Origin of the sequence: Sporocytophaga sp. (assembly GCF_017745095.1) — a bacterium.
Classification (GTDB): Bacteria; Bacteroidota; Bacteroidia; order Cytophagales; family Cytophagaceae; genus Sporocytophaga.
In genome coordinates, this window is sequence record NZ_JAGHZZ010000008.1 from 252,938 (window position 1) to 268,965 (window position 16,028).

Genomic DNA, 16,028 nt, shown 5'->3' on the forward strand with positions numbered 1-16,028 from the left:
TAATTTTTATATGAAAAGAGTACTACTGTTTTTATTGATTTTTATTCCATTTTGGGTAAATGGACAAGGATTCATAAAATATCAACAAGGAATGTTTCCAGCAATTAAAGTCGACCAAAAAGGAAATTTTGAGGGATTAAGTATTTATAAAACTACTGGACCAGATAATTTTTGCAAGTTTGATTCATTAGGAAATACTCTTTCCTCAATAAACTTTTCTAATTCTCTTTCCTCTTTGTATGGAAGCGAAATTTATCCAGCAGATAGTAATAAGTACCTAATACTTGGCTCTGAAAATCAAATTTACAAATTAATAAAAACAGATACATTGGGAAATATTCTGTGGAATACTTCTCTTCCTTCTATAAAATCAAACCCAACTATTAAAGAAGATATTCAAAAGCACATAGTGATAGCATACGGACGCTCCGGTAACAGTATTTCAATCCTAAATCCTGGGGGTGAAATTCTTTCATCAAAATCATATTCATTTTCAATTGCCGAAGTTTTTTCTACTTCAACTGGCTACTTAGTAGTTGGTAGCATAGATAATTACCTGATAGCTGCTGAAATCTTTGAAAATGGAGATATAGTTTGGATAAAAAAGTACGAGGGATCATTTTATAATTTTGTCCAAATTACTAAAGATGGCAGCTTCATTGCAGCCTTTAACAATGGTGATTTCATACGGTATAATAATAAAGGAGAAACTCTTTGGACTAAAAAACTATCTAATGCTATATCTGTAAATTCAATTGCTGATGGTCACCTAATAGCGGCATTTTCAGACGGCACTATTATTAGATTTGATGAACAAGGAAATACATTATGGTCGAAAAAAGTCTTTTCAAAAGCTAAATTTCATAGTATCTCCTTCTCAGACAATGCTATTTTTGCTGGCTACTCAGCCGACAAAATTGATTGCTATATTACGAAAATAGATTTTGATGCCAATCTACTTTGGAACTCTCTTATTAAAACTAGTGAAATTGAAACGATTACACCTTTATCCGATGGGGGATTCATAGCAACATGTACAACCTATGCACAAAAAAGATATATCGGCTATACGTTGTTTGCAAGGGGGGATAAAAACGGCAAGATCTATCCGAACTATATTAAAGGCAAAATAATCAATGACATTAGTAATAATTGCTTACAAGATGCCGGAGATGCTGGTATTTCAGGAATAGCCATAAGAATAGAACCCCATAACTACTTTACATTCACCAATAATATAGGAGAATACACTTTCCCTGCTGACACTGGAGTTCTATACACTATTAGCCCGATGGTAGAAATACATCAAACCTCTGAATGCTATCCCTTCAGAACTATTTCCTTTAATAAAAAGGAAACAGATTCCCTCAATAATAATTTTTACATTAAGAGAGATTTATGTCCTAAACTGATCTTAAATGCTAATATATCTTTAAATAAAGCCCGATGCTTCAATGGAGTTTCAACGATTGTTTGCAGTAATTTAGGGATCACAAAAGCTGAAAACGTTGAGGTTTCACTAGAGGTACCTTCAGCATTTGTCATTAAAAACGCTTCTGTACCTTTTTCCTTAAGTGGAAATAAGTATTCATTTAAAGCAGGCAATGTAGATCCCAATGGCGAATTAAAAATATCTATCACAGATTCCATTTCTTGTAATGCTCAGTTAGGAGAATCAGCTTATATAAGATCAACAGTAAGCACTAATACATCCTGTTTCAAACCAAGGTTGGTTAACGATACAGTCATCACAAAAATTAATATTGTAGGATCTTTTGACCCTAATGACAAACAAGTATTTCCTACAAAAATAAATTTTGATGATTATGTAAATAGTAAGAAAGAACTTAAGTACATGATTCGATTTCAAAATACCGGAACCTGGCAAGCAAATTTCATAAGGGTAATTGACACATTACCTTCAAGTCTTGAATTAAGCACAATTAGGAATATTAAAATAAGTCATCAATATTCAATGGAGGTTATTAAGACCAATCCAACAATCATCGAATGGATCTTCGAAAACATCAACCTCCCCTACCAAAGCCAGAGCGAAGAGCTAAGTCAAGGCTTTATCTCTTTCACTATTGACCTGAAAGATGAATTGGCGGATAAAACTATCGTATCCAATGGAGCAGCAATTTACTTTGATTACAATGAACCTGTTATCACAAACAGAGCCATTACTCTGATCAGTTCTGAAGAGGTAACGGAAACGTATAAAGAATCTATCACGACAGGAACTCAAAAAGTTACTTCGAACCATTCCATCATTCTTTTCCCCAACCCAATCACAGAATCTTCTGTCATAAGGATCTCTCCTGCTTTGAACTCATTTAAAACAGCTATCTATGACTCAAAAGGAATTAAACTTCTTGAAAAAGATGGCTCGGGAGATGAAGTTTCAATCCAAAGAAATGAGTTGAGACCGGGGATTTATTTCTTTCGCATTTACACAGAAAGTCAAGAGATTGGAACTGGGAGTTTTCTGGTGAAATAAGTTTTAAAGCTGAAAGCTGAAAGCCTAAAGCAAAAATTGCAACAAACCCTGATGAGATAATTGTCAGGGTTTACTATTTATACACCAGTAAAAAATACTATATTTCAAATACTTACCATCAAAACGCACTTTACAATAAAACCTCCCTTAAAGATTTTTTTGTTTTCCGGTAATTCTCAGTATATTTGCGGTCCTAAAAATTATCATTTTACATAAAAGTAATTATGGAATTAAATAACTACGAGACGGTATTCATTTTAACTCCCGTTTTGTCTGAAGCTCAGATGAAGGATACCGTAGAAAAATTTAAGCAGGTTCTGAAAGATCAGGGTGCTCAAATCATTAACGAGGAGAACTGGGGTCTGAAAAAGCTAGCTTACCCTATTAACCACAAAACTACAGGTTTCTACACGCTTATCGAATTCAACGCGAAGCCTACTACAATCAACACTTTGGAGATTGAGTACAAACGTGATGAGAGAGTGATGAGATTCTTGACTGTATCTCTTGATAAACATGCTGTTGCTTACAACAACAAGAGAAGAAAAGGTGAATTTAAGAAATCAGCTGAAAAACAGGAGGAAAAAGCATAATGACACTAGTAAACGAGCCCGTAAACAGAGTTGAGAATCGCAAAAAATACTGCAGATTCAAAAAACTAGGTATCAAATACATCGATTATAAAGATGCTAACTTCCTTCTAAAATTTGTAAACGAACAAGGTAAAATTTTACCAAGAAGGTTAACAGGTACTAGTCTTAAATTTCAAAGAAAAGTTTCTCAGGCGGTAAAAAGAGCGAGACACCTTGCTTTACTACCATATGTAACTGATTCACTAAAATAATCTCTTGGATCCATGGAAGTAATATTAAAAGAAGATATAAAAGGATTAGGTTACAAGAATGACCTTGTAAAGGTTAGACCTGGTCACGGCAGAAATTTCCTTATCCCAAAAGGACTTGCTGTAATTGCTAGCGAAAGCAACAAAAAAATGCTTCAGGAAAACCTGAAACAAGCTGCTCACAAAGCTGAGAAAATTAAAAAAGATGCGCTCGCTCTTTCTGAAAAAATCGGTGCTTTGGTTCTTACAATCCCTGCTAAAGTAGGTGAAAGCGGAAAAATCTTCGGAGCTGTTACAGTTCTTCAGGTTTCTGACGCTCTGAAAGACAAAGGTTTCAATGTTGACAGAAAGAAAATCACTTTCAAATCTGAAGTTAAAGAAGTTGGAGAGTATTCTGCAATCCTTGACCTTCACAAAGAAGTGAAACATGAAGTAAAATTCAAAGTTGTTGCTGGTTAAGCACTTACTTAAAATATTTCAAAATCCCGGGTAGTGCTATCCGGGATTTTTTATTTTTATACATCTATGAATCTAAGAACTGAATTAACGATAGAAAATCAGGGATTCACGCTCTCCCATCAATCAACCATACTCACAGCAGGCTCTTGTTTTGCTGAGGTAATTGGAAATAAACTGAAAGACGCCAAATTCCAAAGTCTGGTCAATCCCTTCGGGACCATTTTTAACCCGCTATCACTTTTTTCCTTACTCCAAAATTCTATTGACAATCAATATCTTAGCCAGGATTATTTTATCCAGCAAGATGACATATGGTATAACTACGATTTCCACTCTGATCTCTCTGCTCTTACAAAAAACGAACTTTGGGATAAAATAAGAGTGCAAATCAATGAAACGAATGGCTTTCTTAAAAAGGTAGATTTACTCATTATTACCTTAGGTACTTCATACATATACAAACTACTACCGGATAATAAGGCTGTTGCAAACTGCCATAAAAAGCCTTCTTCATATTTCAGTAAAAACCTCTTGACATCAGAAGAAATCGTTTCAGCATTTTCGGAAGTCTATCCACAGCTTAAAAAATTTAATCCGGATCTGAAAATTCTATTAACTGTAAGTCCGGTGAGGCACATAAAAGATACAATCACCTTAAACTTCGTCAGCAAATCCATTCTGAGGGTAGCGGTGCATCAGCTTACTGAAAAATTTAAGGACGTATTTTACTTTCCTGCATATGAAATAATGATGGATGACCTGAGGGATTACCGATTTTACAAGGATGACCTGATTCATCCAACTTCAATGGCTGAAAATTATATCTGGGAAAAATTTTCTGAGTGCTACTTTTCAGAAGAAACAAATAACATTTTAGTGGAATGGAACCAGGTTCAAAAGGCATTGAATCACAAAGCATTTAATCCATATTCTGCCGCTCATCAAAAGTTTCTCAGAGATACGATCAATAAGTTGAATAAATTTAAAAATCTTTTTTCAGTAGACTCTGAAATCAAGGCTTTGGAAAAACAGCTTTTATGACCCGTTTTCCTTTTTATTTTTGTTAATGAATAAAAGCCATACGAGATATGCAGGGAGATACGACAACTAAAAAAGCTAATAAGCTGCTTAAGGAAACCAGTCCTTATCTAAAGCAGCATGCATATAATCCTGTACAATGGCAGCCTTGGAGAAATGAAGCGCTGGAACAGGCTAAAAAAGAAGATAAACCTATTATAGTAAGTATCGGATATTCATCATGCCACTGGTGCCACGTTATGGAAAGGGAATCTTTTGAAGATGACGGGGTAGCTGAAATCATGAATGCCGGATTTGTTAATATTAAAGTTGACCGCGAAGAAAGACCAGATCTTGATCACATCTACATGGAAGCAATACAGCAGATGAACCTTGGTGGAGGCTGGCCTCTAAACGTATTCCTTACTCCTGATGCCAAGCCGTTTTTCGGCGGGACGTATTTCCCCCGCGATAACTGGAAGCATGTTTTAAATGAAGTTTTAAAAGCTTTTCAAGATCAAAGAAAGGCGCTGGAAGATTCCGCTGATTCTTTTACCAGCTCATTGAATACTTCAGAGCTGCAAAAGTATGGATTAGCAGAAGATCAATCAGATTTCAGCATAAAAGATCTGAATGCTGGCTACAAAGCCATGTCAGCTCAATTCGACACTACACTTGGTGGAATGGATAAAGAGCCCAAATTTCCCATGCCGACATTGTACTTCTTTCTCCTCAGATACTATCATCTGACGAAGGATGATCTTGCTTTGAGGCAATTGGTTCTTACATTAGATGAAATGGCCAAAGGCGGGATATATGACCAGATTGGCGGAGGCTTTGCAAGGTATTCTACCGATGTGGAATGGTTTGCTCCTCACTTCGAAAAAATGCTGTATGATAACGGACAGCTCATGGCGCTATACTCTGAAGTGTATACTTTAACCAAAAATACAACCTACAAAGAAGTGGTCCGTGAGACATTCGAATGGTTGAAGCGAGAAATGACTTCTCCCGAAGGTGGCTTCTATTCAGCTTTAGACGCAGACAGCGAAGGTGAAGAAGGTAAGTTTTATACTTGGACTTTAGATGAGGTTGAAAAGTTAATTCCTGATGATATCCTTTTATTGAAAGCTTACTATAACCTCAGCGAAAATGGGAATTGGGAACACGGTCAGAATATACTATTCAAGGCAGTGACTGATGAAATGATTGCTAAATATTCAGAAACTCCCCTTGATGATCTAAAGACAAAAGTTGCATATTGGAAAAAGACTTTGCTACAAGCCAGAAGTAAAAGACCCTCCCCTGGCCTTGATGACAAGATACTTGCTGGTTGGAATGGCATCATGCTCAAAGGACTTGCAGAAGCTTACAGAGCATTTGATGAAGATGAATATCTTCAACTTGCTCTTTCAAATGCTTCTTTTATAAAAAATAACCTCATAAAAGATAAAGTTCTTTATAGAACCTACAACGACGAGAGAGTAAGCCAGGAAGGCTTTCTGGAAGACTATGCCTGGGTGATAGATGCATACATTTCTCTTTACCAGGCTACATTTGATGAGCAATGGCTAACTTTATCCAAGGAACTGACTGAGCATGTTGTGATGCATTTCTATGATGCAGAAGAAAATCTTTTCTATTTCACTTCTGACAATGCAGAGAAATTGATTGCCAGAAAAAAAGAAATTTTCGACAACGTGATTCCTGCATCTAATTCAGTCATGGCCCAAAATCTACGGAAACTTGGCATCTTACTTGAAAGATCCGACTTGGGTAATCTTGCAAAAAACATGGCTTCCAAAATGAAAAAATTAATAACAACAGATCCTTCATGGGTTTCCAATTGGGCTAGCCTTGTAACCTCAATGATTGAGCCTACTGCAGAGATTGCTATCTCAGGAAGCGAATACCTGAACTTAAGAAAAGAAATCGATAAGACATTTTATCCTAATAAAATCCTTGCTGGCACTGCGTCAAGAAGTGAACTCCCTCTGTTGATTGATCGACCAGCAACTGGAGATCAGACAAGAATTTTCGTGTGCTATAATAATATGTGTCAATGGCCAGTCACCAGTGTTGACGACGCCTGGAAACAGATCAATAAAACTAGTTAATTTGTAAGTGGAGTTTAATAAGGAAAATATAAAAGACAGGCTCTTTGCAGACATTCTGCTTCCTCTGCCTTTACCAAGGCCTTTCACTTATCATATCCCTGATACAGAAAGGGAAAAAGTAAACATAGGATCAAGAGTTATTGTACAGTTCGGAAAGAAAAGAATTTTAACAGGAATAATAGTTAAAGTACATTCTATTGAGCCTGATGTATATGAGGCTAAAGATATTATTGAGATTCTTGATGACACACCTTCTGTAAATGCCTTCCAGCTCAAGCTTTTTGAGTGGATGGCAGAATACTATATGTGTCATCCGGGAGAAGTATTGAATGCGGCATTACCTTCAGGACTTAAAGTCAGCAGTGAATCAAAAATTCAACTGAATCCTAACTTTGAGGACCTTGAAGAAAAAATACCTTTTGCAGATAAGGAACTTCTAATCATTGAAATGCTTGAGAAAAAGGAAGCTTTGACCTTTGATGAAGTGAGTCTTATTGTCGGAAAAAAAAGCGGTTCTTCTCTAATCAAATCATTGATTAAGAAAGATCGCATCTTAGTTTTTGAAGAAGTAAAAGAAAAATTCACTCCGAAAATATTAAAGAAGGTAAGACTCTGTCCTCCTTACGACCAAAAGGGAAATATGCAGGAGCTGTTTACCAAGCTGGAGAAAAAGCCCAAGCAGACTGATCTTCTTTTAAAGTATATCAAGCTTACTGGGTTTCTTGAAAACCCTGCCAAAAATGCCAATGGCATTAACAAGAGCCAACTGATCGAAGAGAGCTCTCTTTCTCCCTATACATCCTTGGTAAAAGGTGGAATCTTTGAAGAATATGAAGTAGTAGTTTCAAGATTTGAAGAAGACAGTGAAGAAAATACTTTCACTGAAGTACGCTTGTCAGAAACTCAGCAAAGCGCTAAAGATTCCATACTTGAGCAATTTGGTGAAAAAGAAGCCGTGTTGCTTCATGGTATTACCGGGAGTGGAAAAACAGAGATATACATTGAGCTCATCAAAAATGTATTAAGTGGCGGCAGCCAGGTTCTATATCTTTTACCTGAAATAGCTCTTACTACACAGATAGTACAGCGTCTGCGCAAGATATTCGGAGACAAGATGGGAATTTACCACTCCAAATTTTCGGATAACGAACGTGTAGAAACGTGGAGAGGTATTATCTCAGGACGCTTCTCTTTTGTAGTTGGTGTTCGCAGCAGCATCTTTCTTCCTTTTGATAACCTTGGCCTGATCATTATCGATGAGGAACATGAAACATCATACAAGCAGCAGGATCCTGCACCAAGATACCATGCAAGAGATACAGCCCTGATGCTGGCTAGAATGCATCATTCTAAAACTCTATTAGGCTCGGCTACACCTTCAGTCGAATCATATTTTCAGGCAATGAATAAAAAATGGGGATTGGTGGAAATAACACAACGTTTTGGAAATGCTAAACTTCCTCAACTGATTGCTGTAGATGTAAGAAAGGAAAAAAGAGACAGAAAACTTCATGGTGACTTTACTAGCCTATTGACTCATCAGATTGAAAAAAGTCTTCATGAAAGAAATCAGGTAATCTTGTTTCAGAACCGCAGAGGTTATGCACCCTATATTTCCTGTGAAGATTGCGGACATATTCCTAAATGCGACAATTGTGCTGTAAGCCTCACCTATCACCTTTATCATAAAGAGCTGAGATGTCACTACTGCGGAAGTCATGAAAGCATTCCTACGCGTTGCGAGGCCTGCGGATCCAATAAAATAAAGACTGTAGGTTTGGGAACAGAGAAAATAGAAGATGATATCAAGCTTCTGTTTCCTGATGCCATCACCCAGAGGATGGACCTTGACACAACCCGGAAGAAGAACAGTTACCAGAAGATCATTGAAGACTTTCAAAATAATAAAATTGACATTCTGGTAGGAACCCAAATGGTAACCAAAGGGTTAGACTTTGACAGAGTAAATCTCGTAGGCATACTTGATGCTGATTCACTCATTCACTTCCCGGATTTCAGAGCGCATGAAAAGGCTTTTCAGACTTTCACCCAAGTAAGCGGCCGTGCAGGAAGAAGAGAAAAGGCTGGAACTGTAATCCTTCAAACTGCATCCATTAATCATCCTGTAATAGGCAAATTGCTTCAGCAGGATTATTCAGGATTCTTCAATACGGAGATTTCGGAGAGGGAAAAATTTCATTACCCACCCTTCTACCGACTCATTAGCATCACGTTCAAAGATCCTGATGCAGGAATCACTTCTAAGGGCGCTGACAGGCTTTTTGGAAAATTGAAGTATTTTATTCCGAAAGAACAAATTCTTGGTCCTGAGCCACCTTTAATTAACAAAATAAGAAATTATTACCTGGAAGAAATAATTCTGAAATTTGAGCGAAATAAATCAAACCTCCCTGCTATAAAATATAAAATCAAGGAAGCTATAGACAAAGTTCTTGCGGAAACTGCATTTAGAAACTCGATTATTGTCTGCGACGTAGACCCTGTTTAAGATTTATTCATTATTTTCGGACTTTGAAAAGAGTATTTAAAATGAAGCTTAAATTAAATATTTGCCTGCACTGTCTATTGATGGTAGGTCTAATTGCCTGTCATGAAGAGGCTCAAAATGATACTAAAGAGGTTGTTAAGGATACTGTTGTTGTTCCTCCAAAAGATACAGTAGTTAAAGAGGAACCAAAACATGAAGAAGTAGAACAGGAAAAAGTGATTGATCTAGGTTTAACAAAAGATGACAAAAAGAATCTAATGGTCATCAATGAGTTACCTCTTGGCACTCCTTTAAAAAAAATCAAAGAATTATTTCCTACAATGAAAGATTCTCGTCCTGAAGGCGGTAGCGCGGATCTCGCTAAACAAGGTTATTCAGAAGCATCCGTAAAGCTTGATCTGATGGGCAAAAAAACTGATCTGGAATTCAATCTTAAAAACGATACGTTGTACAGCTACTTTTATACAATCTCCGAAGCCGACTACGAAAAGGCTTCTAATATCTATCTTGGTATTCAACAGTTTTACAATAAACAATTCGGAACCTGTAAAGAGGAAAACGTAGAAGAATATAATCACTATTCTAAGTCATGTATGTGGAACCCAGGAAAATTCAGTATTGTAATGACTCAGGATATTAACAACGGAACTGTAAGCTGGGGATTCCAGAGACCTGTTGAGTTCTAAGTAGTAAGTTATAAGTATTAAGTTTTTTTGATGGTTGTATTGGTGATTAAATCTATCGATACAACCATTTTTATTTATTTATACCAGATAACTTGTAAAGAATTTCTTATCATTTCGTATAAGCAATAAAACAAAGAGATTACCTGCCCCCAGCTATCAACTTGCAGATCTCAACTTAATGATAATGAACAACAAATTATCTCTTCTAGGAGTTTTATATTTTATAATAGGAATAATGTATTTTTATCTAAGAAACTTGATTCCTATAGAGTTTGCGTGGGATTGGTTGCGGACGATAATTTTAATTTCTTTTTTAGCAAGTCCATTTGTTTTAGGAGTTTCTATTGCTTTTTGGATTCCGGCAAGATTTCAGGAAAGTAAGGTCTTGGGGTGCACCATCCCGTTAATGATCTTCATATTTCTGATACATAATTTTATTTGGATTTCCTTTATTCTATGGGGTTATAGATATGAAGACCCAGAGATAAGTTATCCTGAAAAAGATGATCAGAAGCGTAAATTCACAACACAATACATAGATAAAGGAGCTCTCGGAGATCATGACAGAAAAAATGAAGGGCATGAATTCTTTCCTGCTTCAATGTATGTTTATAGCATCAAATAGAATGATAAGATTATATTTTCGTTTATCCATGAATATTCAAATATCAGTATTATCTCTTATGTAAGCCCCGCCGAATATGAGAATGATAATAGACGACGGTATGAAAATATGATATAAAAACTGAAAGATCAGACAAACAAAAATCTACAAAACCTTCAATTTTCCTGATTTTCCTTTAAGCTTCAGAGGCAAAGACAATCCTGCTTTGGAATCATTCGTTAAGTCACTGGTATCCGGATTTTTCTTAAGATTCTTAACCGGCACAAGCATTTTAAACTCAGCTTCTCCATCCGGCTGAATAGTTGCATTCAGATAAAAATATAAGATGTTGGTCACAAATAATGTACGTGGTATATCTATCACATTATTTTTGATAATAACAGAAGATTTAATTTTATCAAAAGTTACACGCTGAAGATCCATTTCCTTAAAGCCCACTTTTGATAATTTCATAATAGGCTCAACATCGATCATTTCTAGTCTATGAATCTCATAATCACCTTTTACATAAACTGAATTACTATCCAGCTCCAAAGCAGAATTCATTCTGAAATAAGTATCAAACTTTCCATTTACAATTCCTCTGATATTGTCTGACAAAATTATTTCCTGGCCAAAATTATTGAATGCCCTGAATATCTTATCAATCCTGATCTTTTCGATTCTTACATCTGTATTGCAATGAATGTGATTCTTTCTGGGAATGAAATCTGTTACGGAACGCATTGTTCCACCAAATGAAGTCAAAGACTCTGATACTCTAAGATTTTTACTATCCATATGAATGCTCAGATCTATATCATTAGCCTGATAATTATGAGCTTGAAATCTGGATGTTTTTCCTTTTAATGTTGCGCGGAGATTATATGGCCAGATAAATTTACTCCCTTCTACCAATCGGATATTTCTTTTTTCATTCTTTACCTTAGACCTTGGGAACTGTGTAAAATCACTGAAGTAGAATTGCTCAGAAACAAAATTAAGATCCAATTCAAGACCTGGTTTGTCATTATAAACTGAATTAAATAAATTTCTGGCAATACCATTCACTTTCATATCTGTCTTACCACACTGCACTTCCAGCCTTTTCATCTTAATAAAATCATTCTCAAACTCAGCTTCACCATTCAGATTATCAAATGGGAAGTAAACCTTATTCAGCTTCACATTGACACGATGAAGCTTCACTGTTCCTTTAATTACAGGTGTTTTAGTAGTTCTCCCCAATAGATAATTCACTTTACCATTATAAGTTCCTCTTATGAAAAAGCTTCCTCCTGCTTCAGAATATTGATCAAAGTGCACAAGATCAAACAGTGTCTTGCTCCTCAGTTTGATGCTCACTTTCGCATGCAAATCAGGATCAACAAAGTTTTCAAACGCAAGTTGTGACGCCATAATCGAATCACTTTTGTTAATCACTCCTTTCAAACCGGTAAAAGTGATTTTATATTTTTCTGCACCCTGACTATCTGCAGAAGTCAGATTAGCTGTTGGAAAAGAAATATCATGAACATCTGCATTCAATAATTTATTCGCTATAGAAAAACCTTTTCCTGAAAAATCTATATTGAATTTGGGTTGATGTCCTGGCAGCAGATTGATTGCAATAGAAGCCTCAGCATTGACTTTTCCTGAAACATTCAATTCTTCAATGCTTTTTGTCCACCTTGCAGGTAATAGACTGAATATGTTCTGTACACTGGCATTCTCTGTTTTAATATTCAAAGACATCAAAGACTTATTTAAAAAATCAATATTACCATTGACAATATATAGATCATTTTTAGCCTCTAAAGTGCTTTTATCAAATGATAACAATTCAGAATTAAAATCATAGTTGATTAAAAAATGAGCTAGCAAATCAGCATTTTGAAAGAGTGTTCCGGGACGAAGTGTAACTTCTTCAGAATGTATAGAACCGCGTAAATTAGCATTAACCTGATTTGAATCTAGATGCACCCTGCTTTCTGTATCCTTCAATATCAGATGAATACACTTTGATTTATACTGATCCTCATAATAGATTTCAAAATTCTTAAGTTTTACTTTATCAATTTTAATTTCTGAAATATGAGATTTCTCAGCAACAGTATCTTTTTTAATAAAAATATCAAAATCTTTATTTCCCAAGGAATCAACTCGACCATCGAGTATACCATCTGAAAGCGTTATTCCTGTTATATTATAATCTTTAAACAAGAGACGGTGGAGACCAAGTAAGACCTCCATTTTCTTAAGTTTTAATAATGGACGCTCACTTGAATCTGATTTAGGAACTACAACATCATGAAGTGTTAATGAGATATAAGGGAAACCTGAAAATGGCGATAAGTCGATATCTTTGATCTTTACAGGCTTTTTAATCTTATCATTAATGGAATTGACAATAAACTTATGGATCTGATGCTTATAGTTTAAAGAAAGTACAAAGAATACTCCGAAGTATAAAACAAGAACAGATGTTAATGCTAAAAAGATTTTAAAAAAATATTTCCGAATCATAACTGTCTGCTGTGATAGTTTTTACACTCCAGTCTTTTAAGACATCTAGACTTCTGAGTACCTTCTCGATTTAAAAATGTTAAGTCTTCATGTTTAAACTCGTCCTGGATTTCAATTGTTTTGAAGAACCTCTATGTAAAATATATTTCATTGTTATTCAAGGCTCTAGCATCATTATACAAGTAATAAAGATATCATAATAAACTGAATTACAGATTTTTATTTAAGCATAATTTAACCTTATAAATTCAAAAGTTAATTTAGCAACTTTTAATCTTTTTCCCTTGTTCTCAACTGATCTACCTTCAAACTCCCCTCTTCACTTGGAAAGCAGGGGTAATTTGCGGAAATTTATAGTTCATATGAAAAAGAAAGTTGAAATTCTGGCTCCTGCCAAGAATTTATATCAGGGCATGGCTGCCATTAATGCCGGTGCTGATGCAGTATATATTGGTGCACCTCAGTTCGGCGCGCGAAGCAATGCTACCAATCCGGTAGAAGATATAGCACAATTGGTGGAATATGCCCATCTTTTCAAGGCAAAGGTTTATGTCGTTCTCAATACCATCTTATATGACAATGAATTGGAAACCTGCCGAGAACTTATTTATGAACTATATGAAATCGGTGTAGATGCATTGATTGTTCAGGATATGGCTATCCTGGAAATGGACCTCCCTCCGATTGTCATTCATGCCAGCACACAGGCAAATAACAGAGATCCCAAACACGTTAAATTCCTCGCAGATGCAGGAATCAAGCAAGTCGTACTTGCTAGAGAATTAAATCTGGACCAGATAAAGGAGATACGAAATGCTACGGATGTAGAGCTTGAATTTTTCGTATCCGGGGCCCTATGCGTTTCTTTCAGTGGTAACTGCTACATGAGTGTTGCCAATGGTGAACGTAGCGCCAACAGAGGCTCTTGTGCACAAAACTGCAGATTACCATACAGACTTTTTGATGGAAAAGGTGAAACCCTGATAGAAAACAGTCATTTATTATCGATAAAAGACCTTGATCTTAGTGAGCAGCTGCCTAATCTGGTTGAGGCTGGTATTACATCATTTAAAATCGAAGGTCGTCTGAAGGACATTGTCTATGTTAAAAACAATGTTTCTTACTTGAGACAAAAGCTCGATGCCTTTCTGGAAAACAATGACAAGTTTAAGAAAGCTTCTTCAGGAAAAACGTTTTATAATTTCGTCCCGGAAATGGACAGAAGCTTCAACAGAGGCTATACAGACTATTTTCTGAATCACAGAAAAGAAAGAATAGGTTCCTGGGAAACTCCCAAATCTCAAGGACAAGAGATAGGTAAACTTATTGAAGTAAGAGGAAAAGGATACATCATTGAGAATTCAGACCTGTTAAACAATGGGGACGGTCTTTACTTTGTAAATGAACAAGGTGAAGCAGATGGAGCTCAGGTAAATGTAATCTTGAATAATGTAGTAATTCCAAATACCTTCAAGCCTATCAAAGAAGGCACAATGATTTACCGTAACTCAGATGCAGAGTTTAATAAGATAGTCGAAAGAGAAGATAGTGCAGTAAGAAAAATCAGTGTAAAGCTAAGATTCACTGAAACGAATGATGGATTCAAATTGACTGCAGTTGACGAAGACGGACACACATGCAGCTCGTCCATTCTATCTGCTAAAGAGATCAGTAAAAGCGGAGAATCCATTTCAGGTATTAAGAAAAATCTTTCCAAAGCAGGAAGCACACCATTCGTTGTCGATGAAATTAACATTGATTTATCTGATAACTGGTTTCTACCTACCTCTAAAATCAATGAAATCAGAAGAACCGTTCTGGATGAATTGATGGAAGTCCGAATAAAAGAATATCATCGCGAAGAATTCCAGATGACCAAAACAGATCATCCATATCCTGTTTCTCAACTTGATTTTACATACAATGTGTCCAATAAAATGGCCAGAGCATTTTATCACAGGCATGGAGTAACAGATATTGAAAAAGCTTTCGAGTTGCAGTGGGATCCTGGCAAGTCACGTGTAATGGTTACAAAGTATTGTGTGAAATACGAATTAGGTAAATGCTGGAAATACAATAAAGAGACAATGGGAGAAAAACTATCTGAACCTCTTGTGCTGAAACACGGAGAAGTAGAGTATAAACTCAAATTCAACTGCAAGCCTTGTGAAATGGAGATCTGGGAAAAAGATGCTGAATTTGAGATAGAAGAGTATTAAACATAACTGAGTTTAGAGAGCGTTGAGAAACGCTCTCTTTTTATGATTGAATTACATTTTTCAAACTCTTACAGCCCTATGAAGGAAATTGTCAAATGAAAAAAACAGATGACTTTTTAATCAATCGAATAAAATGGAAAGCTGATAGTTATCATTTGCCTACAAAATCATCATTCTACTTTAAAGATCTTAATAGTGATCTTCAGCTTGACCTAAAAGCTTTCGTAGATCAAACAAACAGTGGCCCCCCTATATTATTTTTTACCAAACCGACAAAGGAATGGACTCTTATCTGCACACGACAAGTTATATTTAATGACAATCTAACTACAACTCATATTGATATTTCAGATATTGATTCAATGATCGCAACGGGTTGGGGAACAGAAAATCATGACAAAAATAAATTGCATCAACTTACTGTTACAGACAAAAAAAGTAATCAATACATTTTGCATGCCGACAAAGGCACTGACTTATTTGCTTTATGGAATATCCTTCTAATGATGAAAAGGATTTTAACTGACTGATTAAATTTTTCAAACGCAGG

At 35.8% G+C, this 16,028-nt stretch carries 12 protein-coding genes; 11 read left to right on the plus strand and 1 reads right to left on the minus strand.

The annotated features are described in order from the left end of the window. Positions 1-10: 10 nt before the first annotated feature. From J7604_RS14235 to J7604_RS14275, 9 genes are all read left to right on the plus strand, one after another. Positions 11-2,500, plus strand: coding sequence for a PQQ-binding-like beta-propeller repeat protein (locus J7604_RS14235; RefSeq protein WP_293897001.1), 2,490 nt, complete (start codon positions 11-13; stop codon positions 2,498-2,500). A 224-nt stretch (positions 2,501-2,724) separates the two neighbouring features. Further along, complete coding sequence (rpsF, locus tag J7604_RS14240; protein ID WP_028979360.1) at positions 2,725-3,093, plus strand: 30S ribosomal protein S6; 369 nt, start codon at positions 2,725-2,727, stop codon at positions 3,091-3,093. Beyond that, complete coding sequence (rpsR, locus tag J7604_RS14245) at positions 3,093-3,344, plus strand: 30S ribosomal protein S18 (RefSeq protein ID WP_028979359.1); 252 nt, start codon at positions 3,093-3,095, stop codon at positions 3,342-3,344. The genes rpsF and rpsR overlap by 1 nt, the downstream gene beginning before the upstream one ends. A gap of 12 nt (positions 3,345-3,356) precedes the next feature. Next, entirely contained in the window at positions 3,357-3,800 is a 444-nt protein-coding gene (rplI, locus tag J7604_RS14250) for a 50S ribosomal protein L9 (protein ID WP_293897002.1), read from the plus strand. 66 nt (positions 3,801-3,866) lie between these two features. Continuing rightward, on the plus strand, positions 3,867-4,841 hold the full coding sequence (locus J7604_RS14255) for a GSCFA domain-containing protein (protein WP_293897003.1): 975 nt from the start codon (positions 3,867-3,869) through the stop codon (positions 4,839-4,841). A 47-nt stretch (positions 4,842-4,888) separates the two neighbouring features. Next, a complete protein-coding gene (locus J7604_RS14260; RefSeq protein WP_293897004.1) occupies positions 4,889-6,934 on the plus strand; it encodes a thioredoxin domain-containing protein in 2,046 nt (681 codons plus the stop codon). 7 nt (positions 6,935-6,941) lie between these two features. Then, the gene (gene priA / locus J7604_RS14265) at positions 6,942-9,443 is read left to right on the plus strand and encodes a primosomal protein N' (RefSeq protein ID WP_293897005.1); all 2,502 of its coding nucleotides are present in this window, start codon (positions 6,942-6,944) and stop codon (positions 9,441-9,443) included. 41 nt (positions 9,444-9,484) lie between these two features. After that, on the plus strand, positions 9,485-10,129 hold the full coding sequence (locus J7604_RS14270) for a hypothetical protein (protein ID WP_293897006.1): 645 nt from the start codon (positions 9,485-9,487) through the stop codon (positions 10,127-10,129). Positions 10,130-10,313: 184 nt separating this feature from the next. Next, positions 10,314-10,754 (plus strand): hypothetical protein, encoded by a 441-nt coding sequence (locus J7604_RS14275; protein ID WP_293897007.1) that lies wholly within the window; start codon positions 10,314-10,316, stop codon positions 10,752-10,754. 144 nt (positions 10,755-10,898) lie between these two features. On the opposite strand, the gene J7604_RS14280 is transcribed toward J7604_RS14275, so the two are convergent. Then, positions 10,899-13,259: a hypothetical protein gene (locus tag J7604_RS14280; protein WP_293897008.1), complete on the minus strand. Its 2,361-nt coding sequence runs from the start codon at positions 13,257-13,259 to the stop codon at positions 10,899-10,901. Positions 13,260-13,621: 362 nt separating this feature from the next. Here J7604_RS14280 and J7604_RS14285 point away from each other — a divergent pair, with 362 nt between their 5' ends. Beyond that, on the plus strand, positions 13,622-15,478 hold the full coding sequence (locus J7604_RS14285) for a U32 family peptidase (RefSeq protein WP_293897009.1): 1,857 nt from the start codon (positions 13,622-13,624) through the stop codon (positions 15,476-15,478). A gap of 95 nt (positions 15,479-15,573) precedes the next feature. Next, a complete protein-coding gene (locus J7604_RS14290) occupies positions 15,574-16,008 on the plus strand; it encodes a hypothetical protein (protein WP_293897010.1) in 435 nt (144 codons plus the stop codon). Positions 16,009-16,028 lie beyond the last annotated feature (20 nt).

Excerpts from the sequence above, each read along its gene's own strand:
- J7604_RS14235 (WP_293897001.1), top strand. The coding sequence starts at position 11 with ATGAAAAGAGTACTACTGTTTTTATTGATTTTTATTCCATTTTGGGTA.
- rpsF (WP_028979360.1), top strand. The coding sequence starts at position 2,725 with ATGGAATTAAATAACTACGAGACGGTATTCATTTTAACTCCCGTTTTG.
- rpsR (WP_028979359.1), top strand. The coding sequence starts at position 3,093 with ATGACACTAGTAAACGAGCCCGTAAACAGAGTTGAGAATCGCAAAAAA.
- rplI (WP_293897002.1), top strand. The coding sequence starts at position 3,357 with ATGGAAGTAATATTAAAAGAAGATATAAAAGGATTAGGTTACAAGAAT.
- J7604_RS14255 (WP_293897003.1), top strand. The coding sequence starts at position 3,867 with ATGAATCTAAGAACTGAATTAACGATAGAAAATCAGGGATTCACGCTC.
- J7604_RS14260 (WP_293897004.1), top strand. The coding sequence starts at position 4,889 with ATGCAGGGAGATACGACAACTAAAAAAGCTAATAAGCTGCTTAAGGAA.
- J7604_RS14270 (WP_293897006.1), top strand. The coding sequence starts at position 9,485 with ATGAAGCTTAAATTAAATATTTGCCTGCACTGTCTATTGATGGTAGGT.
- J7604_RS14275 (WP_293897007.1), top strand. The coding sequence starts at position 10,314 with ATGAACAACAAATTATCTCTTCTAGGAGTTTTATATTTTATAATAGGA.
- J7604_RS14280 (WP_293897008.1), bottom strand. The coding sequence starts at position 13,259 with ATGATTCGGAAATATTTTTTTAAAATCTTTTTAGCATTAACATCTGTT.
- J7604_RS14285 (WP_293897009.1), top strand. The coding sequence starts at position 13,622 with ATGAAAAAGAAAGTTGAAATTCTGGCTCCTGCCAAGAATTTATATCAG.
- J7604_RS14290 (WP_293897010.1), top strand. The coding sequence starts at position 15,574 with ATGAAAAAAACAGATGACTTTTTAATCAATCGAATAAAATGGAAAGCT.